Annotated in this window: 19 protein-coding genes; 3 read left to right on the plus strand and 16 right to left on the minus strand. The window is 68.9% G+C overall.

Annotation, left to right across the window (positions count from 1 at the left end; all coding sequences use genetic code 11):
- Window positions 1–14: 14 nt before the first annotated feature.
- From purH to C0012_RS12710, 12 genes are all read right to left on the minus strand, one after another.
- Window positions 15–1622, minus strand: coding sequence for a bifunctional phosphoribosylaminoimidazolecarboxamide formyltransferase/IMP cyclohydrolase (purH, locus tag C0012_RS12655; protein WP_111466972.1), 1608 nt, complete (start codon window positions 1620–1622; stop codon window positions 15–17).
- 31 nt (window positions 1623–1653) lie between these two features.
- Window positions 1654–2232, minus strand: a complete 579-nt coding sequence (gene purN / locus C0012_RS12660; RefSeq protein ID WP_111466973.1) for a phosphoribosylglycinamide formyltransferase — start codon at window positions 2230–2232, stop codon at window positions 1654–1656.
- 9 nt (window positions 2233–2241) lie between these two features.
- Entirely contained in the window at window positions 2242–3501 is a 1260-nt protein-coding gene (locus tag C0012_RS12665; RefSeq protein WP_111466974.1) for a cell division protein PerM, read from the minus strand.
- 103 nt (window positions 3502–3604) lie between these two features.
- Window positions 3605–4363: an SDR family oxidoreductase gene (locus C0012_RS12670; protein ID WP_111466975.1), complete on the minus strand. Its 759-nt coding sequence runs from the start codon at window positions 4361–4363 to the stop codon at window positions 3605–3607.
- Complete coding sequence (locus C0012_RS12675; protein ID WP_111466976.1) at window positions 4356–5696, minus strand: aspartate aminotransferase family protein; 1341 nt, start codon at window positions 5694–5696, stop codon at window positions 4356–4358. Before C0012_RS12675 ends, C0012_RS12670 begins: the two co-directional genes overlap by 8 nt.
- A complete protein-coding gene (locus C0012_RS12680) occupies window positions 5693–6832 on the minus strand; it encodes an ABC transporter substrate-binding protein (RefSeq protein WP_111466977.1) in 1140 nt (379 codons plus the stop codon). Before C0012_RS12680 ends, C0012_RS12675 begins: the two co-directional genes overlap by 4 nt.
- A 35-nt stretch (window positions 6833–6867) precedes the next feature.
- Window positions 6868–7662, minus strand: coding sequence for an ABC transporter permease (locus C0012_RS12685; protein WP_111466978.1), 795 nt, complete (start codon window positions 7660–7662; stop codon window positions 6868–6870).
- Window positions 7659–8468 (minus strand): ABC transporter ATP-binding protein, encoded by an 810-nt coding sequence (locus C0012_RS12690; RefSeq protein ID WP_111466979.1) that lies wholly within the window; start codon window positions 8466–8468, stop codon window positions 7659–7661. Before C0012_RS12690 ends, C0012_RS12685 begins: the two co-directional genes overlap by 4 nt.
- Complete coding sequence (locus tag C0012_RS12695) at window positions 8465–9334, minus strand: ABC transporter permease (protein WP_111466980.1); 870 nt, start codon at window positions 9332–9334, stop codon at window positions 8465–8467. Before C0012_RS12695 ends, C0012_RS12690 begins: the two co-directional genes overlap by 4 nt.
- Window positions 9331–10347 (minus strand): TIGR03842 family LLM class F420-dependent oxidoreductase, encoded by a 1017-nt coding sequence (locus C0012_RS12700; RefSeq protein ID WP_111466981.1) that lies wholly within the window; start codon window positions 10345–10347, stop codon window positions 9331–9333. The genes C0012_RS12695 and C0012_RS12700 overlap by 4 nt, the downstream gene beginning before the upstream one ends.
- 10 nt (window positions 10348–10357) lie before the next feature.
- Window positions 10358–11794 carry a dihydropyrimidinase gene (gene hydA, locus C0012_RS12705; protein WP_111466982.1) on the minus strand — a complete coding sequence of 479 codons (1437 nt, stop codon included), beginning with the start codon at window positions 11792–11794 and terminating at the stop codon, window positions 10358–10360.
- A gap of 11 nt (window positions 11795–11805) precedes the next feature.
- Window positions 11806–12654 carry a nitrilase-related carbon-nitrogen hydrolase gene (locus C0012_RS12710; protein WP_111466983.1) on the minus strand — a complete coding sequence of 283 codons (849 nt, stop codon included), beginning with the start codon at window positions 12652–12654 and terminating at the stop codon, window positions 11806–11808.
- Between the two features lie 132 nt (window positions 12655–12786).
- Between C0012_RS12710 and C0012_RS12715 the strand changes: the two genes are divergently transcribed.
- Window positions 12787–14139, plus strand: a complete 1353-nt coding sequence (locus C0012_RS12715) for an aminotransferase-like domain-containing protein (RefSeq protein WP_232527926.1) — start codon at window positions 12787–12789, stop codon at window positions 14137–14139.
- A gap of 71 nt (window positions 14140–14210) precedes the next feature.
- Here C0012_RS12715 and sucD read toward each other — a convergent pair whose 3' ends face one another.
- The 4 genes from sucD to C0012_RS12730 all read right to left on the minus strand — a co-directional run bounded on the left by sucD (window position 14211) and on the right by C0012_RS12730 (window position 17600).
- Complete coding sequence (gene sucD / locus C0012_RS12720) at window positions 14211–15113, minus strand: succinate--CoA ligase subunit alpha (RefSeq protein ID WP_111466985.1); 903 nt, start codon at window positions 15111–15113, stop codon at window positions 14211–14213.
- Window positions 15114–15138: 25 nt separating this feature from the next.
- A complete protein-coding gene (gene sucC / locus C0012_RS12725; protein ID WP_111466986.1) occupies window positions 15139–16305 on the minus strand; it encodes an ADP-forming succinate--CoA ligase subunit beta in 1167 nt (388 codons plus the stop codon).
- A gap of 166 nt (window positions 16306–16471) precedes the next feature.
- The gene (locus C0012_RS15490; RefSeq protein WP_162622941.1) at window positions 16472–16627 is read right to left on the minus strand and encodes a hypothetical protein; all 156 of its coding nucleotides are present in this window, start codon (window positions 16625–16627) and stop codon (window positions 16472–16474) included.
- 82 nt (window positions 16628–16709) lie between these two features.
- A complete protein-coding gene (locus C0012_RS12730; protein ID WP_111466987.1) occupies window positions 16710–17600 on the minus strand; it encodes a LysR family transcriptional regulator in 891 nt (296 codons plus the stop codon).
- A gap of 95 nt (window positions 17601–17695) precedes the next feature.
- Between C0012_RS12730 and C0012_RS12735 the strand changes: the two genes are divergently transcribed.
- Together C0012_RS12735 and C0012_RS12740 are read left to right on the plus strand one after the other, a co-directional pair.
- Entirely contained in the window at window positions 17696–18757 is a 1062-nt protein-coding gene (locus C0012_RS12735; protein WP_111466988.1) for an MBL fold metallo-hydrolase, read from the plus strand.
- 33 nt (window positions 18758–18790) lie between these two features.
- A complete protein-coding gene (locus C0012_RS12740; RefSeq protein ID WP_111466989.1) occupies window positions 18791–20137 on the plus strand; it encodes an MFS transporter in 1347 nt (448 codons plus the stop codon).
- Window positions 20138–20188 lie beyond the last annotated feature (51 nt).

Genomic DNA, 20188 nt, shown 5'->3' on the forward strand with positions numbered 1-20188 from the left:
CGTCCGAACCGAACTCAGTGGAAGAAGTGGCGCTCTCCCGTGAAGTACATCGTGACGCCGCGAGCCTTCGCGAGGGCGATCGTCTCCTCGTCGCGCACCGATCCGCCGGGCTGGATGATGACCTTCACGCCCGCATCCATGAGCACCTCGGGCCCATCGGAGAACGGGAAGAACGCGTCGGAGGCGGCGATGCTGCCCTCCACGCGGTCTCCCGCGCGTTCAATCGCAAGCCGGCAGGAGTCCACGCGGTTGACCTGCCCCATGCCGATCCCGACCGTCGCCGACGAGCGGGCGAGGACGATCGCGTTGGACTTCACCGCGCGGCAGGACTTCCAAGCGAACACGAGGTCGGCGAGAGGGACATCGGGCTCTTCGCCCGCGACGCGCTCCCAGTTCTTCGCAACCGATTCGAAGTCGTCATCGGGGAAGAGATCGGCATCCTGCAGCAGCAGGCCGCCCGAGACGAGCCGCACGTCCATGCGCTCCTGCCGCCAGTTCGCCGGCAGCTTCAGCACGCGGAGGTTCTTCTTCGCCGAGAACAGCTCGAGCGCCTCCGGCTCGAAGTCGGGGGCGACGATGACCTCGGTGAAGATGTCGCGCAGGTTCTCGGCCATCTTGAGCGTGACGGGGCGGTTCGCCGCGATGACCCCGCCGAAGGCCGAAAGCGGATCGCACTCATGCGCGCGCAGATGCGCGCTGGCGATGGGATCCAGGGCCTTCGAATCAGCGATCGCGAGCCCGCACGGATTGGCGTGCTTCATGATCGCGACGGCCGGCATCACCATGTCGTACGCGGCGCGCAGGGCCGCATCGGCATCGGTGTAGTTGTTGAACGACATCGGCTTGCCCTGAAGCTGCTCGGCCTGCGCGATTCCGTGCCCGCCGACTCGCGTGTAGATCGCGGCGCGCTGATGCGAGTTCTCGCCGTAGCGCAGGTCCTCGATCTTCTCGGCCTGCACCGTGAGATGGTCCGGAAGAGCCGTTCCCCCGCCCATCGTCTCTTCGGCGAACCACTGCGCGACCGCCGTGTCGTAGGCGGCGGTGTGCGCGAACGCGCGAGCGGCGAGCTCCTTGCGTGCCTCGAGCGTCGTGCCGCCGTGAGCGAGCGCCTCGATGATGGAGGGATACGAGGCGGGGCTCACGACGATCGCGACGTTCGCGAAGTTCTTCGCCGACGCCCGCACCATCGCGGGGCCGCCGATATCGATCTGCTCGACGACGTCGTCGCCCTGAGCGCCCGAGGCGACCGTCTCGACGAACGGGTACAGATTGACGACGACGAGGTCGAAGGGAGCGATGCCGTAGTCGGCGAGCTGCGACTCGTGGTGCTCGAGGCGCCGATCGGCGAGGAGCCCGCCGTGCACGTTCGGGTGCAGCGTCTTCACGCGGCCGTCGAGCATCTCGGGCACGCCGGTCACGTCGGCGACGTCGGTGACCTCGTGGCCCCCGTCGCGGATCCGCGCCGCCGTCGAGCCGGTCGACACGATCTCGACGCCCGCGTCGGCGAGGGCCTGTGCGAGCGGCAACAGCTCGGTCTTGTCGCTCACGGACACAAGCGCCCGCTTGATCGGCACCACGTCGCGGTGGCGGTAGAGCGAGGGGTCGTGGCTCGGGCCGGCCATGGGGTCTCCTTGTGCGTGTCGGGAACGAGGTCTATGTGAGAACGAGGTCGCCCGCGGCGATGCGGCGCACGACATCGATGAGGAGTCTGCGCTCGACGGGCTTGATGCGGGCGTGGAGCGAGCCTTCCGTGTCGCCGGGCTCGATGTCCACACGCTCCTGAGCGAGGATCGGCCCCGTATCGACCCCGTCGTCGACCTGGATGACGCTCGCTCCCGTGCGGCTCGCACCGGCGGCGAGCGCGTCGCGCACACCGTGCGCACCCGGGAACTCCGGCAGATAGGCGGGGTGAGTGTTGATGATGTTCGGGCCGAACTCCGCGACGACGTTCGCGGGGAGCAGGCGCATGAGACCGCTCAGCACGATGAGATCGGGTGACCACGCCCGCAGCTGCGTCGCCAGCTCCTCGCCCCACGCCTCTCGTGAGGAGAAGGCGCGAAACGGCACGGCGAACGATGCGGCGCCGAAGTCGGTCGCATGCTGCAGGCCGTCCGCATCGCGGTCGGCGCCCACCGCGATGACGCGGGCGGGGTACGCGGGATCCTCCGCCGCCTCGAGCAGAGCGCGCAGGTTCGATCCGGCACCCGAGATCAGGACAGCGACGTTCAGCACGCGTCCAGTCTACGCACGCGTCCCCGCTGTCTCCGACTCCGCGGTCTCGATCGCGGGCCGTCGCAGAGGAGCAAGCAGCAGGATCCCCGCGCCGACGAGCGCCTCGAGGCCGACTGTCAGCGCCACGGCGCCCGGATCCGGCCCCACGTCGGCAAGACGCCCGGGCCCCATCGCACCGGCCGACGCGACAGCGATGACGGACGCGGCCGCACCGGCGCAGACGGCGATGCCCGCGGTGATCGCGGCACGGGGGGCGAAGAGCTCTTCCCCGTCGCCGTCGAACGCCCAGTCGTATGCGTAGCGGCGGCGGGCGATCCACCCGGCGAGCGCGCCGAGTGCAACGGGGACGAGGACGACGAGCAGCAGCCACCCGGATCCGCTCTCGGGCAGAACGCCGAAGATCGGGACGCCGGGGATGACGCCGAGCGACGTGCCCGACGGCGACACCGCCGTTCCCATGCCGAGCGCGAAGCCCGGGCCCGCGAACCAGGCGACGCCCCAGCCGAGCATCGTCGGGACATAGGCGAGCTGCGCGAGTGTGAGGGCGGTCGCGCCGACGGCGTCGACGTTCGCACGTTCGAAGAGCGCGATGATGTCGCCGCCGCGCAGAGCGACGAGAGCGGCGAACAGCAGCGCGGACGCGCCGACGAGGCCGACGACCACGACGGTCGCTCCCGTGACGATGAGCGCGGGGACCTCACGCCAGGCGGGCCCCCAGTCATCGAGGACATCGTGGATTCTGTCGATGACGCCGCCGTCGCCCTCGGACCACGCCGCCCAGGTGATCCCGCCGACGAGGCCCGCCGCGTAGATCGCGCTCGGCAGGAGGATGGCCTGCCACGGCGCAACCGTCGCGATCGGGTTGTCGCTCGTCGCGACGACGAGGGAGCTGGCGATCGCGGTCGTCGCGACGCCCGCGACGAATCCGGGGAGCGAGGCACCGGAGGAGGCCGCGCGGCGGCCCGAGCGCGCGGCGAACAGCAGCGTGAAGACCGCGAACAGCAGCGGTGCGAGGCTCGCCCAGAAGGCCGAGCCGGCGTCGGGAATGCCGAGGTCCTCTGTCGCGTCGGCGAGGTCGAGATGCACGGGCACGAGGTGGCCCAGCTGCCAGATCCGTGCCGTCGTCGGCCAGAGCGCACCCCACGCATCCGCGCCGCCGAAGACGGCGATCCACAGAAGAGTGAGAGGGGCGAGCACGGCGGCCAGCCCGACGGCGGCGGCGACGATCGCATCGACGGCGGCGAGGGCGGCGACCAGGACTCGTTGCATAGCCGTTCGAGGCTACCCGGCGCGGTACGAGGAACCCCTCCGGCTCGCGAGCGGCGCAGGCATTTGCCAGCGACGCGCCCGACGCCGACGGGCGTCGCAGGGTTCACACGGGCGACGAGCTCCGGACCGTCTGCGTGTTCGAGACCTGCGCACGCGGTCGGATGACCAGCGTGTCGACGTTCACGTGGTGCGGCCGGGTCACGCTCCACGCCACGGCGTCCGCGATGTCCTCGGCGACGAGCGGTTCGTATCCGGCGTACACGGCCGCGGCCTTCTCCGTATCGCCGTCGAAGCGGACGAGCGAGAACTCCGTCTCGGTCGCGCCGGGGGCGATCTCGATCACGCGGATCGGCTCGCCGCCGAGCTCGAGCCGGAGCGTCTTCACCATCTGGCGCTCGGCGTGCTTCGACGCGGTGTACCCGGCGCCGCCCGGATACTCGCCGTGCGCGGCGGTCGAGGTGATCGTCACGACGTCTCCGCGCCCCGAAGCACGCAGCATGGGGAGCATCGCCTGGGTGACGCGCAGCGTGCCGAGAACATTCAGCTCGTACATCGCACGCCATCTCTCGATATCGCCCGTTTCCACGGCTTCGAGGCCGAACGCATTTCCGGCGTTGTTGACGAGAGCGTGGAGGGGCCCTCCCTCGGCGACGGTCCTCACGAGCGCGGCGACGGAATCCGGATCCGTCTGATCGGCAACAACCGTCTCGCAGCCGGTCTCCTCCGCCAGCTGCTCGAGCCGCGTGCGTCGACGCGCCGAGGCGACGACCCGCCATCCCTCGGCACGCAGGCGCCGGACCGTCGCGGCGCCGATTCCGCTCGACGCCCCGGTGACGAGGACGCGCAGGGATGAGTCAGTCATGATCCTCCAGGTGTTCGGGGGCTCCGAGGGCGGCGAGCGCCCCGTCGAGGGCCGTGAGGAAGGCGCCCACCTCGGCCTCGCTCACGGTGCACGGGGGAACGACGTGGATGCGGTTCGCGGCGGTGAAGGCGATGACACCGCGATCGAGCAGGAGCGCCTTCACACGGGCGACGGCGGCGTCCGGAACGGGTTCGCGCGTCGCCCGGTCGGCGACGAGCTCGACGGCCCAGAACACTCCGAGCCCGCGAACGTCGCCGATGATGGGCCGCCGTTCCGCGATCTCCCGCAGCCCGGGCCCGATCACGGCGGATCCGATGCGCCGCGCGTTCTCGACGATGCGTTCCTCGGTCATGGCGTCGAGCGCCGCAACGATCGATGCGGCGGCGAGCGGGTGGCCGGAGTAGGTGAGCCCTCCGGGAAAGACCGTCTCCGAGAACCGGTCTGCGACGTGCGGCGCCGGGAGCACGCCGCCGATCGGCACATACCCCGAGTTGACCCCCTTCGCGAAGGTGACGATGTCGGGGACGATGCCCCGAGGGTTCGTCTCCTCGCTGTGCCAGGAGAACCACTCTCCCGCGCGCCCGAATCCGGACATCACCTCGTCGAGGATCAACAGGATCCCGTTCGCATCGCAGATCTCGCGGACGCCGTCGAGGTACCCCGCGGGAGGGACCAGGATGCCCGCCGTGCCCGGGATGCCTTCGAGGAGGATCGCCGCGATCGACGCGCCTCCCTCGGCCGCGACGACCCGTTCGAGGTGTTCGAGGGCGCGCTCCGACTCCTGTTCGGGCGAGTCGGCCCAGAATTCGCTCCGGTAGGCATAAGGCCCGAAGAAGTGCACGTGGCCGCGGGAGAACTCGTTGGGCACGCGCCTCCAGTCGCCCGTCGCCGCGATCGCCGCCCCCGTGTTGCCGTGATAGCTGCGGTAGTGGCTGAGGATCTTGTCGCGCCCCGTGACGAGGCGCGCCATGCGCATCGCGTTCTCGTTGGCGTCGGCTCCGCCGTTCGTGAAGAAGACCTTCTCGAACTCGCCGCCGGCCCGTTCGAGGATCCGCTCGGCTGCCTCCCCGCGAGCGAGGTTGACGGTCGCGGGCCCGATCGTCGCGAGCTCGGCGGCCTGCCGCTGGATCGCCTCGACCACCCGCGGGTGCCCGTAGCCGATGTTGACGTTCACGAGCTGACTCGAGAAATCGAGGTACTCGCGGCCGTCGTAGTCCCAGATGCGGGTGCCAGCCCCACCGGCGATCGTCATCCCCGCGGCCCCTCCCTGGGCCGACCACGAGTGGAAGACGTGCCGGTCGAGGTCCCGCGCGCGCTGCGCGAGGTCGCTCACGCTCCGCCCTCCGCCAGGCTCACGTCGATCGGCTCATAGGCGGTGCCGCGAACGTCGACGCCCTCAGCCTCCAGGTCGTCGAGCGCCTGCTGGACGTACTCGTTCGTGTAGGCGCCCGCGGGCGGCTCCTCCGTGATGAGGTGGGCGCCCTGCTCGTTGACCGCGGCCAGCGCCCCGGCGACCGTTCGATCCCAGGCGTCCGCGTCGATGTACCCGATGCCGTTCTCCGCGGGCCAGACGAGCTTGTTCGTCTCGTTCGCCATCCACAGCTCGTGGCCTGCGCCCCAACTCGACCCGGCTTCGATCGTGATGTCCGCAGCCGCCTCGACATCGTCGCGGGCATACACCCACCCGCGAATGACGGCCCGCAGGAACGCGACGGTCGTCTCGCGGTACTCCTCGTCGTCCGCGAGCCGTTCGCTGTCGGCCCACAGCGCGTCCTGGAGCATCGCGCCCGACGTCTCCTCATAGGAGATGACGGAGAAGTCCTCAGGCTGGTAGAGCTCGCCGGTGTCGGGATCCACCGCCTCCAGCAGCATGGCGTATTCGTTGTACGTCATCGCCTGCGCGGCGTCGATGTCGCCGGAGAGGAAGGCGTTCATGTCGAAGCTCTGCGTGATGATGTCGACCGACGATGCGTCGAGCCCCTCCGCGGCCATCGCTGCGAAGATCTCCCACTCGTTGCCGAAGCCCCAGGATCCGATGCTCTTCCCCTCGAAGTCGGAGACGTCATCGATCCCCGCGTCCGCCCACGCCACCTGCAGCGTGCCCGACCGCTGGAAGATCTGCGCGACGTTCGTGACCGCCGCTCCCTGTTCGATGGATCCGAGGACCTTGGGAACCCAGGCGACGGCGTAGTCGACATCGCCGCTCACGAGCGCATCCTGCGGCACGATGTCTCCGCCGGACTCGATGATCTCGACCTCGAGCCCCTCCTCCGCGAAGAAGCCCTGTTCCTGCGCGGCGAAGTATCCCGCGAACTGCGCCTGCGGCAGCCACTGCAGCTGAAGCGAGACGGGGGTGAGCCCGTCGTCGGCCGTCGGCGCACCGTCGGCCGCCGAGCATCCTGCGAGCGCGAGAGTGACGGCGGCCCCCGTCATCGTGATGGCCGTGAGTCGGCCCGTGGTGCTGTGCATGTGCGGTGTTCTCCTTCGTCTGGGCGGTGCGGTGATCAGCGGTGGCCGAGGCGCGCATTCGCGACGCGCTCGACCCCCGAGGTGACGGCGTAGAACAGCACGCCGAGCAGAATCGCGCCGAGAACGAACGCCCAGCTCCGGGCGTATGCGCTCTGCGCGGCATAGGTCGAGATCAGTCCGCCGAGTCCTCCACGCGGCCCGCCGAAGTACTCGGCGACGAGCGCGGAGATCACGGCGAGAGAGCTGGCGATGCGGATCCCCGTGACGACGTGCGGCGTCGCGGTGGGAAGCGTCACGACACGGAAGCTCTGCCATCCCGATGCGGCGTACGCGCGCATGAGGTCTCGGTGCACGGGCGCCGTCTGCCGCAGCCCGCGCAGAGTTCCGAGGAAGACGGGCGTGAACGTCGCGATTCCCGCGATCATCTGTCGCCCCGTCTGACTGTCGGCGCCGAACATGGTGTTGAGGACGGGCGCGAGCGCAACGATGGGAATGACGGCGAGAGCCGCCACGAGAGGCGCGAGCATGCCGTCGATCAGCCGCCTGCTCGCCGCAACCGCGGCGAGCGCGATCGCGACGACGGATCCTCCGAGCAGCCCCACGGCGGCGTTGCCTCCCGTCACGGCCGCCCCCTCCGCAATCGCCGGCAGGAACGCGACGAACTCGACGACGATCGCCGCCGGGCTCGGCAGCACGTATTCGTCGACGAAGCCGAGCGCGATGACTGCCTGCCACAGGACGACGCCGACGACGCCGAGCGCGACGGGCCACGCGAGCGGCCCCCACGCCGAGGATCCCCCGCGCACGCGCGGATCCGATGCCACGGTCATCGCGTCTCCACTCCGCGCATCGCGATCTCGCCGCCGTGCAGCGACTCGCGCACGGCCGTGATCATGTCGAAGTAGCCCTGCTCCTCGCGCAGTTCATCTCCGCGATGCGCCGTGTCTGCGATGTCCATCGCCACGATCTCGCTGATGCGCCCCGGCCGGGGCGACATCACGACGACGCGGTCGGACAGGTACACCGCCTCCGGGATCGAATGGGTGACGAAGACGACGGCGGCGCCGGTCTCGGCACGGATCCGGAGCAGATCCGACTGCATCTTCTCGCGGGTCATCTCGTCGAGCGCGCCGAACGGCTCGTCCATCAGCAGCAGCCGCGGCTTCTCGGCGAGCGATCGGGCGATCGCGACACGCTGCTGCATCCCGCCGGAGAGCTGGTCCGGGAAACGGTCGGCGAACTCAGCGAGTCCGACCATCTCGAGCAGCTCCGCGGCCCGCTCTTCGCGCTGGGCCCGACCGATTCCGTGCACCTGGAGCGGCAGCGCGACGTTCGCGGCGACAGTGCGCCACGGAAGAAGCCCCGCCTGCTGGAACGCGATGCCGTAGTCCTGATCGATGCGGGCCGCAGCGGACGACTTCCCGAAGACCTCGACGGATCCGCTGTCGGCGCGGTCGAGGTCGGCGATCAGCCGCAGAAGCGTCGATTTTCCGCATCCGGATGGGCCGATGAGCGACACGAACTCGCCGGGAGCGACATCGAGATCCACGCCGCTCAGGGCGTGCACACGCCCCTCCTTGGTGTCGAAGAAGCGGTCGACGCCGCGTACCGAGACAGCGGGAGTGAGATCGGTCATGCGGACGCCTCCGTTCGTCGGAAGTTCTTCAGGATCCCGCCTGCGGCCGCGACGGTCGCGGCGGCGACGAGCCCCAGCACGATGGCGCCGAAGACCGGCGCCCACGCCTTGGGCGGATCTGACGACGCCTGTCCCGCGAACTGGATGACGAGGCGCCCGAGACCGCCGCGCATGCCCGTGGAGACCTCCGCGACGACGGTGCCGACGATGGCGCCCGCAGCCCCGAGCCGGAGAGCCGTGAGCAGGTGCGGAACCGACGCGGGGAGCCGCAGTCGCAGGAGGGTGCCCCACCACCCCACCCCGTAGGTGCGCATCAATTCGAGATGGATCTTCTCCGGCGCGTCGAATCCCGACAGCGCGCCGACGGCGATGGGGAAGAACGCGAGATAGCTCGCGATGACGGCGACGCTCATCTCGTCGGTCCACCCCGCCTGCGCCCCGAGCGATCGGACGAGCGGCGCGAAGGCGATGAGCGGCACCGTCTGGCTCAGCACGATCCACGGCAGCAGCGACATTCGCGCGATCGGCGAGGCGAGCATGGCGAGCGCGAACGCGATCCCCACGACGAGGCCCACGACGAGGCCCGCCGCGGCGATCCCGAGCGTCGTCGCCGACGCCTGCGCGACGACGAGCCAGAGCGGCTCAGCTCGCGACGACGCCGTCTCGGTCCCGACAAGGCGAGCGATCATCTCCCAGATGTGCGGCATCGCGAGATCGGTGGCACGCGGCAGCACGCGCGCCGAGCCGATGGTGAGCCCGTCTGCCGGGCTGAGCAGCCGGACGGCCTCCCAGAGAAGCGCGACCGCGACGATGCCCGCGACACCCCACACGAACGCGCGTCGGCGTCCTGCTGCCGCCGCGCTCACGACGTCGCCCTCACCGTCTCGCGCATTGCAGGGATGACCGTCTCGCCGTAGACCCGCAGCGTCTCATCCTTCGCATCATGCTGGAGATAGCCGGCGAACTGGTCGACGCCGATCGCGCGCAGCTGCTCGACCTTCTCGAGGTGCTGCTCGGGCGTCCCGAGCACGCAGAACCGGTCGACGATCTCGTCCGGCACGAAGTCGACGTGATCGTTTCCGGCCCTGCCGTGCGAGTTGTAGTCATAACCCGTGCGACCCGCGATGTAGTCGGTGAGCGCCTGCGGCACGGAACCGGAGGATCCGTACTTCGCCACGATGTCGGCGACGTGATTGCCGACCATGCCGCCGAACCAGCGGGTCTGCTCACGCATGTGGGCCCAGTCATCGCCGATGTAGAAGGGCGCCGCGACGCAGAAGGTGATGCTGTCAGGGTCGCGGCCGGCGCGCTCCGCGGCCTCGCGGACCGTTCCGATCATCCACCGCGCGATGTCGACATCCGCGAGCTGCAGGATGTATCCGTCTGCCACCTCGCCCGTGAGCTGCAGCGCTCGAGGGCCGTACGCCGCGACCCACATCTCGAGTTCGCTGCCGGTCGACCACGGGAACCGGATGGTGGCCCCGTCTCGTTCGACTGCGCGAGAGTTCGCGAGCTCGCGGATCACGTGCACGGCCTCGCGCAGCTCCTTCAGCGTCGACGGACGCCCCTGCAATGTGCGGACGGCGCTGTCGCCGCGACCGATGCCGCACACCGTGCGGTTGCCGAACATCTCGTTGAGCGTGGCATACAGCGACGCCGTGACCGTCCAATCACGCGTCGCAGGGTTCGTCACGAACGGTCCGACCGTGACCTTCCGGGTCGCCGCGAGGATCTGGCTGAACACGACATACGGCTCCTGCCACAGGAGGTGCGAATCGAATGTCCACACGTGGCTGAACCCGTGGTTCTCCGCCCGCACGGCCAGGTCGACGACGCGCGACGCGGGCGGATCGTTCTGAAGGACGACTCCGAAGTCCATGCTCTCTCCCTCAGCTCAGGTACTGACTCAGGCCGCGCTTGATATAGCGCCCATGGCCGGCTCTGCCGACGTACCCGGACTCGTCGACGACGACCGATCCGCGCGAGAGCACGACGTCGACGTGTCCGTCGATCTCGAACCCTTCCCACGCGGAGTAGTCGAGATTCATGTGGTGCGCTCCGCCGACGCCGATCGACGTGTGCCCCTTCGGGTCGTAGACGACGATGTCGGCGTCGGCGCCGGGCTGGATCACCCCTTTCCGGCCGTACATCCCGAACATGCGAGCGGGCGTCGTCGAGGTGATCTCCACCCACCGCTCGAGCGTGATGCGTCCGTCGACGACCCCCTGGTACATGAGGTCCATGCGATTCTCGACGCTCCCCATCCCATTGGGGATCTTCGCGAAGCTGTCGCGTCCGAGCTCCTTCTGCTCCTTCATGCAGAAGGGACAGTGATCGGTCGAGACCATCTGAATGTCGTTGGTGCGAAGGCTCTGCCACATCGCGTCCTGGTGGCCGTGTTCGCGCGAGCGGATCGGCGTGGAGCACACGTACTTGGCGCCTTCGAAATCTCCCCATTCCGCGCTTTTCGCGGCGAGATGCTCTTCAAGCGAGAGGTACAGATACTGCGGACACGTCTCGCCGAAGACGTTCATCCCGCGATCGCGAGCCGCGGCGATCTGCTCGACGGCCTGCTTCGCCGACACGTGCACGACGTACAGCGGGGCACCCGTGAGATCGGCGATCGAGATGACTCGATGCGTCGCCTCCTCCTCGGTCTGCCACGGCCGCGTGAGCCCGTGCCATTCCGGAGAGGTATGCCCGGCTTCCAGCGCCTGCTGCTGCAGGACATCGATGATGGAGCCGTTCTCCGCGTGCATCATCATCATCGCGCCGTTCTCAGCACCCTTCTGGAACGCGCGGAAGATCTGGCCGTCGTCCGAGAGGAAGACACCCTTGTACGCCGTGAACAGCTTGAAGCTCGTCACTCCCTCCGCGACGAGCTCGTCCATCGCCGTCAGCGACGACGACTGCACGTCGGAGAGGATCTGGTGGAAGCCGTAATCGATCGCACACGCCCCTGCGGCCTTCTCCTGCCACAGCTGGTGCTGGTCGAGGATGTTCTGATCGGGGTACTGCACGACGAAGTCGACGATGCTCGTCGTTCCGCCCCACGCGGCCGCGCGGGTTCCCGTCTCAAAGGTGTCGGAGGCGAACGTCCCCCCGAAGGGCATCTCCATGTGGGTGTGCGCGTCGACCCCTCCCGGGATGACGTACTTCCCGGTCGCGTCGATGACCGTGTCGACGGCGCGCGTCAGATCGGATCCGAGCAGCTGCGATCCCGGTTCGAGGACCGCCGCAATCTTCTCGCCGTCGACGAGAACGTCGGCGAGGCCCCGGCCCGTCGCGCTGACGACCGTCCCGCCCGTGATGAGTGTCGTTGTCATGTCGATTCCTCTCAGGGTGCGGGGATGGCGGCGTAGGAGTCGGGACGCCGATCGCGGTAGAACTGCCAGCTGTCGCGCGCCTCGCGGATGAGCGAGAAATCGAGGTCGCGCACGAGCACCTCCTCGTCGGACTCGGATCCGTAGGAGCCGACGATGTTCCCCCGCGGATCGCAGAACTGGCTCCGGCCATAGAACGTGACGGCCTCGTCGCCGTACTCGTTGTCTTCGGTTCCCACTCGATTGGGCGCGGCGACGAAGTACTGATTTGCCGCCGCCGCGGCGGGCTGTTCGAGCTCCCACAGCCGGTTCGAGAGCCCCGGCTTCGTGGCGTTCGGGTTGAACACGATATCGGCGCCGTTGAGGCCGAGCTCACGCCATCCTTCGGGGAAGTGCCGGTCGTAGCAGATGTACATCCCCACCCGCCCGATCGCCGTCTCGAAGACGGGGTAGCCGAGGTTCCCGGGGCGGAAGTAGAACTTCTCCCAGAACTTCTCGACATGCGGGATGTGGTGCTTCCGGTAGGTTCCGAGCACGGATCCGTCGGCGTCGACGAGGACCGAGCTGTTGTAGTACACGCCCGTCATCGCCTCCTCGTAGATCGGGAGAACCATGACCATCCCGGTCTCCTTCGCCACATCGGCGAAGCGCTGCACGATCGGGCCGTCGGCGGGCTCTGCGTAGCGGTAATACTTCGCGTCCTGCGTGATGCCGAAGTACGGGCCATAGAACAGCTCCTGGAAGCTCATCACCTGCGCGCCCCGTGCCGCCGCATCACGCGCGAACTGCTCGTGCCGGTCCAGCATCGACGCCTTGTCGCCTGTCCAGCTCGTCTGGCTGATGGCTGCTCTCACGATCGTCATGGGGATCCTCCGTCGTCGCGTCCGGTCGATGTTGCGTTACTGTTCCGCCTGAACATTTCTCTGATATTTCTCTGTCGACCGCCGCGGTAAATTCCTCGCCCGCCTCCCCGTTTCCGCGGCAGGATCATCACCGTGACCCCTCCTCTCGCGACGGCCGGCGTGCTCGCGCAGCGCGTCGGCGCCCCCACGCCGACCGGCATCGCGTCGACGCTCGCGTCGCTCATCGCCGACGGGTCGCTCGCGCCCGGTGACCGGCTCCCGACGGTGCGCGACTTCGCGCGAGCGCTCGGGGTGAGCCCGGCGACGGTGTCGACCGCGTGGCAGGCCCTTGCGGGTGCGGGCGCGATCATCGCGCGCGGCAGAGCCGGCACCTTCATCCGCCAGACCGAGACAGACGCGGTCACCCCGCACACGACGCGCCTCGCGGGCCACGTCGAGCAGACCCGCCTCGATCTTTCCCGGGGAACTCCCGATCCGGCGCTCCTGCCCGACCTCGCCCGGGCCTTCGCGCGCGCGACACCGCGTGCGGGGACCGCAAGCTACCATGACAGCCCCGTGCTGCCGGCCCTGGAACGACAGCTGCGGGCGGGGTGGCCGGAGCCATCCCACCGGATCACGATCCTCGACGGCGCTCTCGACGCGATCGACCGATCCCTGCAGCAGCTGACGCGCTTCGGCGACCGCGTGATCATCGAGGAACCGACGTTCCCGCCATTTCACGACCTGCTCGAGGCGCTTCACCTGGTCGCCGTCCCCGTCGAGATGGACGAGAACGGCATGCTCCCCGACGCGCTCGCCGATGCGCTCGGGTGTGGTCCGCGCGCCGTCCTCCTGCAGCCGCGGGCGCAGAATCCGACGGGCGCATCGATGTCAGCCGGACGCGCGGCCGAGATCGCCGACGTCCTCCGCCTCTCTCCACGCGGCCGCGCCCTGACGGTGATCGAGGATGATCACTCCGACGCGATCGCGCAGGCGTCCCCCGTTTCCCTCGCCCCCGCCCTGCCCGAGCAGACTCTCGTCGTGCGGTCGTTCTCGAAGTCACACGGCCCGGACCTGCGCATCGCCGCGCTCGGCGGTCCCGATGCCGTCGTCGAGCGCATCGAAGCACGGCGCACCCTCGGCGCATGGTGGACGCCGAGGTTCATCCAGCGCATCGTCGCGGAACTCCTCGTCGATGGCGAGGCGATCGCCGACCTCGCGCTCGCCCGCGCCACCTACGCGGCGCGCCAGCGCCGCTTCGCCGCCGCGCTCTCCTCTGAACTGGGCCACGAAGTGGGGGCGTTCGACGGCATCAATGCGTGGATCCCCGTCGCCGACGAACGCGCCGCCATCGTCTCGCTCGCCGCGCAGGGCATTCGTGCCGCCGCGGGCAGCGCCTTCACGCTGTCGGATGCGAGCGATCGGATCCGATTGACGATCGGCGCCCTCGACTCGGATCCCGCTCCGATCGCCGCCGCCGTCGCCCGCGCCTCCCGCGCGGGGTAGCGACTTCCAGAGAACGCAAAGGGCGCCCCGCCGGATCGATCCGACGGGGCGCCCTCGACGAGGCTCAGGGCTTACAGCGCCTGCAGGATCTCGCGCATGAGCTGGGCGGTCTCGCTCGGCGTCTTGCCGACCTTCACGCCCGCGGCCTCAAGGGCCTCCTTCTTGGCCGAGGCCGTGCCTGCCGATCCGGAGACGATGGCGCCGGCGTGACCCATCGTCTTTCCCTCGGGCGCGGTGAAGCCCGCGACGTAGCCGACGACCGGCTTCGTCACATGCGCCTTGATGTACTCGGCCGCGCGCTCCTCGGCGTCGCCACCGATCTCGCCGATCATGACGATCGCCTTGGTCTCGGGGTCGTTCTCGAACGCCTCGAGCGCGTCGATGTGCGTCGTGCCGATGACCGGGTCGCCGCCGATGCCGATGGCGGTCGAGAAACCGAAGTCGTTCAGCTCGAACATCATCTGGTAGGTGAGGGTTCCCGACTTCGACACGAGGCCGATCGGTCCCTTGCCCGTGATGTTCGCGGGGGTGATGCCCGCGAGCGCCTCGTCGGGCGTGATGATGCCCGGGCAGTTCGGCCCGATGATGCGGGTCTTGTTACCCTTCGACTTCGCGTAGGCCCACGCCTCGGCGGCGTCACCCACGGGCACACCCTCGGTGATGACGACGAGCAGCGGGATCTCGGCATCGATGGCCTCGATCATCGCGTCCTTCGTGAACTTCGGCGGGACGAACGCGACCGACACATCAGCGCCCGTCTCCTTCATCGCCTCCGCGACGGAGCCGAACACGGGCAGCTCCACCTCGCCCTCGTGCGCCGTCTCGTGCGTGACGGTCGTACCGGCCTTGCGCGCGTTGACGCCGCCGACGATGTGGGTGCCGGCCTTGAGCATCAGCGCGGTGTGCTTGGTGCCCTCGCCGCCGGTGATGCCCTGGACGATGACCTTCGAATCCTTGTTGAGGTAGATCGACATCTTCTTGTCCTTATCCGTCTTCGTCTCAGGCGTTCGCCAGCTCGGCGGCCTTGTCGGCGCCCTCGTCCATCCCGGCGGCGAGGGTGACGAGCGGGTGGTTCGCGTCCGCGAGGATCGCGCGCCCCTCCTCGACCTGGTTGCCGTCAAGACGCACGACGAGCGGCTTCGTGGCCGCGTCGCCGAGGATCTCGAGCGCCTTCACGATGCCCTCTGCAACGGCCACGCAGCTCGTGATGCCGCCGAAGACGTTGACGAAGACGCTCTTGACCTGCGGGTCGCCGAGGATGACGTCGAGGCCGCTGGCCATGACCTGCGCGTTCGCGCCGCCGCCGATGTCGAGGAAGTTCGCGGGCTTCACGCCGCCGTGGTTCTCGCCTGCGTACGCCGTGACGTCGAGCGTCGACATGACGAGGCCCGCGCCGTTGCCGATGATGCCGACCTCGCCGTCGAGCTTGACGTAGTTGAGGCCGGCCTCCTTGGCCTTCGCCTCGAGCGGATCGGCCGCACCCTTGTCCTCGAGCTCCTCGTGCTCGGGGTGGCGCACCTCCGAGCCGTTGTCGTCGAGCGAGACCTTGCCGTCGAGGGCGATGATGTCGCCCTCCGCCGTGCGCACGAGGGGGTTGACCTCGACGAGCGTCGCGTCCTCGCCCGTGTAGACGTCGTACAGCTTGACGAAGACCTCGGCGACCTGGCTCACGAGCTCCTCGGGGAAGTTCGCGGCCTGGGCGATCTCGATCGCCTTGGTCTTGTCGATTCCGACGAGCGGGTCGACCTCGACGCGCGCGAGCGCCTCGGGCTTCTCGACCGCGAGCTGCTCGATCTCGACGCCGCCCTCGACGCTGCACAGCGACAGGTAGGAGCGGTTCGCGCGGTCAAGCAGCACCGAGAAGTAGTACTCCTCGGCGATGTTGGCGCCGGCAGCCACCATCACACGCTGGACGGTGTGGCCCTTGATGTCGAGGCCGAGGATCGCCTTCGCCGCCTCGTACGCCTCTTCGGGGTTCTTGGCGACCTTCACGCCGCCAGCCTTGCCGCGGCCGCCGGTCTTCACCTGGGCCTTGACGACGACCACGCCGCCGATCTTCTCGGCCGCTGCCTTCACCTCCTCGGGGGTGTCGGCCACGAGGCCGGCGAGCACCGGCACCTCGTACTTCTCAAAAAGGTCTCGAGCCTGGTACTCGTAGAGATCCACGTCGCATTCCTTCGGTGGGGCACGGGAAAAGAGGCAGCCGCGCTCGTGGGTTGGACTGTCTCGATGTCGAGAGACCTCGACCGTCGTCCAGCCTACTACCGCCGCGAAAACGGTCGCCCCACGAAAAAGCGCCCCGCGGCCGCGGGGCGCCTTCGCGTGAAGACCGCTACTTCGCGCTCTTGAACATCGGCAGCGCCATCGCGAGGCAGACGGCGAGGATGCCGAGCGCAAAGACGAGCCCCTGGAACGACGAGACCATGAATGCGACGGCAAACAGGAACAGCCCGCCGAGGAACAGGATCAGCGCGAGAATGAACATCATGATGGAACAGCCCTCCGGAAAAGTCTGAGCTCCAGCCTACCGGCTGCGGAGGGCGCGCGAGGACGACCCACTCCGGGACAGATCACACCCCCACGAGCGCGTCGATGGCGGCACGCACTCTGCGCGGGACGCGATGCTGACCGGCGGTGACGGCCACGATCGCGTTCGACTCGGCGAGCCCCCGCAGCGGCGGGAACACGACGCGGCGACCGTCGAAGGTCTCATCGGTCGCGGGCGGGCTGTTCACCAGGGAATACCCGTAGCCACGCGCTACCAGCGACAGAATCGTCTGAATGTTGCCGCTCGTATACCGGATCCGCGGCTCGTGCCCCGCCGCGCGCAGCTGTGCGGTCAGACGCTCAACAGTCGGAGGCACGCTGAGAAAGATCGCATCCTCCCCCACGATATCCGCGATCTCGACGGCGTCCCTGCGGGCAAGCGGATGCGATGTGGGGAGCACGGCGTGCAACCGGACCTTCGCCAGCAGGTCCTGGCGGAGCGCCGGATCGGCCTGCTGGCTGTACAGCAGCGCCATGTCGAGACGCCCCGTGCGCACCTCTTCCTGTATGTCGCCGGGCGACCCCTCGTGGAAGTCGACTTCGACGCGCGGATGGCTCTGATCGAAGCGCTCGACGAGCTCGGGAATCAGGCGCGGCGACAGCGTGAAGCTGCATCCGACGCGCAATGTGCCCGTCAGCTCGCCTGCACCGTCGGCGACGACCTCCACTGCCTCGTCGACCCCCTCGAGCACGCGCCGCGCGTGAGCCGCGAACAACAGTCCGCGTCGAGTCGGCACGACTCGGCGCGATCTGCTCCTGATCAGCAGATCGACGCCGAGCGCGCGCTCGAGCTGCGCGACCGACATGGACAGCGCCGCTTGGGACACGTGCTCGGCAACAGCCGCGGCGGTCACGGACCCGGCGTCGACGACGGCCACGAAGTACTGCATCTGCCGGAGCGTCACGTCTGCCATCGGTTTCCTTGATTGATGAGATCAGATCATTTGACTTTTCAGATTAGCGGGGGGCGGTCACTCTGGACAGAGCCGCCACCTCCGAAGGGAATCTCATGACGAACCGCGACCTCACCCCTCGCGTCATCACGCTGGGAACCGCCGGCGGTCCGCGCTGGTGGGGATCGGGCCAGCCGATCCGCCGCTCCGGCATCGCCACGGCGATCCAGGTCGGCGACGCGTTCTATCTCGTCGACTGCGGGCACGGCGTCGGACGTCGCATCAACGAGGCCGGCCTCAGTCTCGGCAACCTGCGTGGCGTGTTCCTCACCCACCTCCACTCCGACCACACGATCGACCTCGCGAGCCTCGCCGTCTTCGGCCTGTACGAGATGCTCGAGCGGACCGGCTCCCCCGTCGTGCTCATGGGCCCGGGAGACCGCGGCATGCTGCCGCCGGTCTCTCCCCGCGCCGCCGTGCCGCCGCGGCCAGTGGCCCCCGAACACCCCACGCCCGGGACGGCCCGGATGTTCGACACGCTGATGGCGGCGCACGCCACCGATCTGAACGACCGGATCATCGACAGCCTGCGGCCGAGTCCGCTCGACCTCTTCGCGGCGCGCGACATCGAGATCCCCGAGGGCGTCGGCTATCACCCGAACGACGCCCCCACGCCCCGCATGGCGCCCTTCGAGATCTACCGAGACGAGCTCGTCACCGTCACCGCGACGCTCGTCGAGCATCCGCCCATCGCCCCCGCGTTCGGATTCCGCTTCGAGACCGCGGGCGGCTCCGTCACGATCTCCGGCGACACGGCCCCGACCCCGAACATGATCGAGCTCGCGCGCGACACCGACCTGCTGCTGCACGAGGCGATCGACTTCGACTTCGTCGAGTCGATCTATGCGCATCGCACTGACGATGGCTCACGCGCCTCGCGCGACCACCACTACAAGTCCCATACCTCGGTGCGCGACGCGGCCCGCATCGCCGCGCGCGCAGGGGCCCGCCAGTTGGCGCTGCACCATCTCGTCCCCGGCACCGCGGACGACGACGTCTGGCGGGCCGCCGCCGACGAGTTCGACGGCCTCTTCCACCTCCCCGATGACCTCGACGTCATCCCCCTGCGCGACGAGGACGCCCTCGTCGGCTCTCCCCCGCTCCGTCGACGCGCCTGAGCGTCGACATCTCGGTCGATTCAAGGAGGAATCATGACTGATCGCACCCGCCCGGCCGGAGCCGAGACACTCGACTCCGCCGACACCGCCACCGTCGTCGCCACGTCGCTGAACACGCCGCAGATGCGGCGCATCCTCTCTTCGAGCTTCATCGGCACGGCGATCGAGTACTACGACTTCATCCTCTACGCGGTCGCGTCCTCCGTGGTATTCAACCGCGTGTTCTTCGAGAACCTGCCCGACGCCGTCGCGATCTTCGCCTCGTTCGCGACCCTGGCCGCCGGATACATCGTCCGCCCTCTCGGCGGGATCGTGTTCGGACACTTCGGCGACCGCGTCGGGCGAAAGAAGATGCTCGTCCTGTCGATGCTCATGATGGGCGTCGCCACGACGGCGATCGGACTGCTGCCGACGACCGCGCAGATCGGCGTGATCGCCCCGATCCTGCTCGTCACGCTCCGCCTCGTGCAGGGAGTCGCCGTCGGCGGCGAGTGGGGCGGAGCCGCGCTCATGGCGATGGAGCACGCGCCCCGGCACCAGCGCGGGTTCGCGACCTCCTTCGCGAACGCTGGTGGTCCCGCCGGCGCGATCCTCGCGACGCTCGTGGTCTCGTTCCTATCGGGCGTCACGGGGGATCAGTTCCTCACGTGGGGATGGAGGATCCCCTTCCTCCTCAGCGCCGTGCTCATCGCCGTGGGGCTCGTCATTCGGCTCCGCGTGACGGAGTCGCCGCTGTTCCAGAAACTCGAGCAGTCGAGCGAGAAGCGGCGCCTGCCGATCCTGGACGTGCTCGCCCACCACCCGCGCGCCGTGCTGCTCGCCCTGATCGCGACGATGAGCTTCTACTGCTGCCAGGGCATCGTCACCGTGTGGGGCGTATCTGTCTCCGTCGAGGCGGGCGCCGACCGCACGAGCGTCCTCGTGTGGAAGGCCGTCGGCGCGGCCCTCACACTCGTCATCACCTTCCTCTCGGCCCGTCTGAGCGACCGCATCGGCCGTCGCACCGTCCTCGTCATCGGCGGTGGCCTCGGGATCCTGCTCGCCTACCCGATGCTCATCCTGCTGACGAACGGCACGGTGTGGGGATTCGCGACGGCCGATCTGCTCGGGAACGGACTCGTCCAGGGACTGCTGTACGGCCCCATCGGCGCGTACATTGCCGAGCAGTTCCCGACTCGCGTCCGATACACGGGAGCATCGCTTGCCTACCAGGGCGCATCAACTCTCGGCGCCGGCTTCACTCCCATGATCGCAAGCGGACTGGTGCTCCTGGCGGACGGATCCATCTGGCTCGTCGGCGTGTTCTGGATCGCGGTGATGCTCGCCGGAACGATCGCCGTCCTGCGAACCGCCGAAGGGTCCCGCAAGGAGCTCACCTAGCCGCCCACGGGCCTTTGTAGGCTCCCGACAGCCCGCTCGTGCGCGACGCGC

Origin of the sequence: Microbacterium suaedae, assembly GCF_003254645.1 — a bacterium.
Classification (GTDB): Bacteria; Actinomycetota; Actinomycetes; order Actinomycetales; family Microbacteriaceae; genus Microbacterium; species Microbacterium suaedae.

What these genes read in the sequence shown, in the direction of transcription:
- purH (WP_111466972.1), bottom strand. Translation starts at nt 1,622, where the DNA reads ATGGCCGGCCCGAGCCACGACCCCTCGCTCTACCGCCACCGCGACGTG.
- C0012_RS12665 (WP_111466974.1), bottom strand. Translation starts at nt 3,501, where the DNA reads ATGCAACGAGTCCTGGTCGCCGCCCTCGCCGCCGTCGATGCGATCGTC.
- C0012_RS12670 (WP_111466975.1), bottom strand. Translation starts at nt 4,363, where the DNA reads ATGACTGACTCATCCCTGCGCGTCCTCGTCACCGGGGCGTCGAGCGGA.
- C0012_RS12680 (WP_111466977.1), bottom strand. Translation starts at nt 6,832, where the DNA reads ATGCACAGCACCACGGGCCGACTCACGGCCATCACGATGACGGGGGCC.
- C0012_RS12685 (WP_111466978.1), bottom strand. Translation starts at nt 7,662, where the DNA reads ATGACCGTGGCATCGGATCCGCGCGTGCGCGGGGGATCCTCGGCGTGG.
- C0012_RS12690 (WP_111466979.1), bottom strand. Translation starts at nt 8,468, where the DNA reads ATGACCGATCTCACTCCCGCTGTCTCGGTACGCGGCGTCGACCGCTTC.
- C0012_RS12700 (WP_111466981.1), bottom strand. Translation starts at nt 10,347, where the DNA reads ATGGACTTCGGAGTCGTCCTTCAGAACGATCCGCCCGCGTCGCGCGTC.
- hydA (WP_111466982.1), bottom strand. Translation starts at nt 11,794, where the DNA reads ATGACAACGACACTCATCACGGGCGGGACGGTCGTCAGCGCGACGGGC.
- C0012_RS12710 (WP_111466983.1), bottom strand. Translation starts at nt 12,654, where the DNA reads ATGACGATCGTGAGAGCAGCCATCAGCCAGACGAGCTGGACAGGCGAC.
- sucD (WP_111466985.1), bottom strand. Translation starts at nt 15,113, where the DNA reads ATGTCGATCTACCTCAACAAGGATTCGAAGGTCATCGTCCAGGGCATC.
- C0012_RS15490 (WP_162622941.1), bottom strand. Translation starts at nt 16,627, where the DNA reads ATGATGTTCATTCTCGCGCTGATCCTGTTCCTCGGCGGGCTGTTCCTG.
- C0012_RS12730 (WP_111466987.1), bottom strand. Translation starts at nt 17,600, where the DNA reads ATGGCAGACGTGACGCTCCGGCAGATGCAGTACTTCGTGGCCGTCGTC.
- C0012_RS12735 (WP_111466988.1), top strand. Translation starts at nt 17,696, where the DNA reads ATGACGAACCGCGACCTCACCCCTCGCGTCATCACGCTGGGAACCGCC.
- C0012_RS12740 (WP_111466989.1), top strand. Translation starts at nt 18,791, where the DNA reads ATGACTGATCGCACCCGCCCGGCCGGAGCCGAGACACTCGACTCCGCC.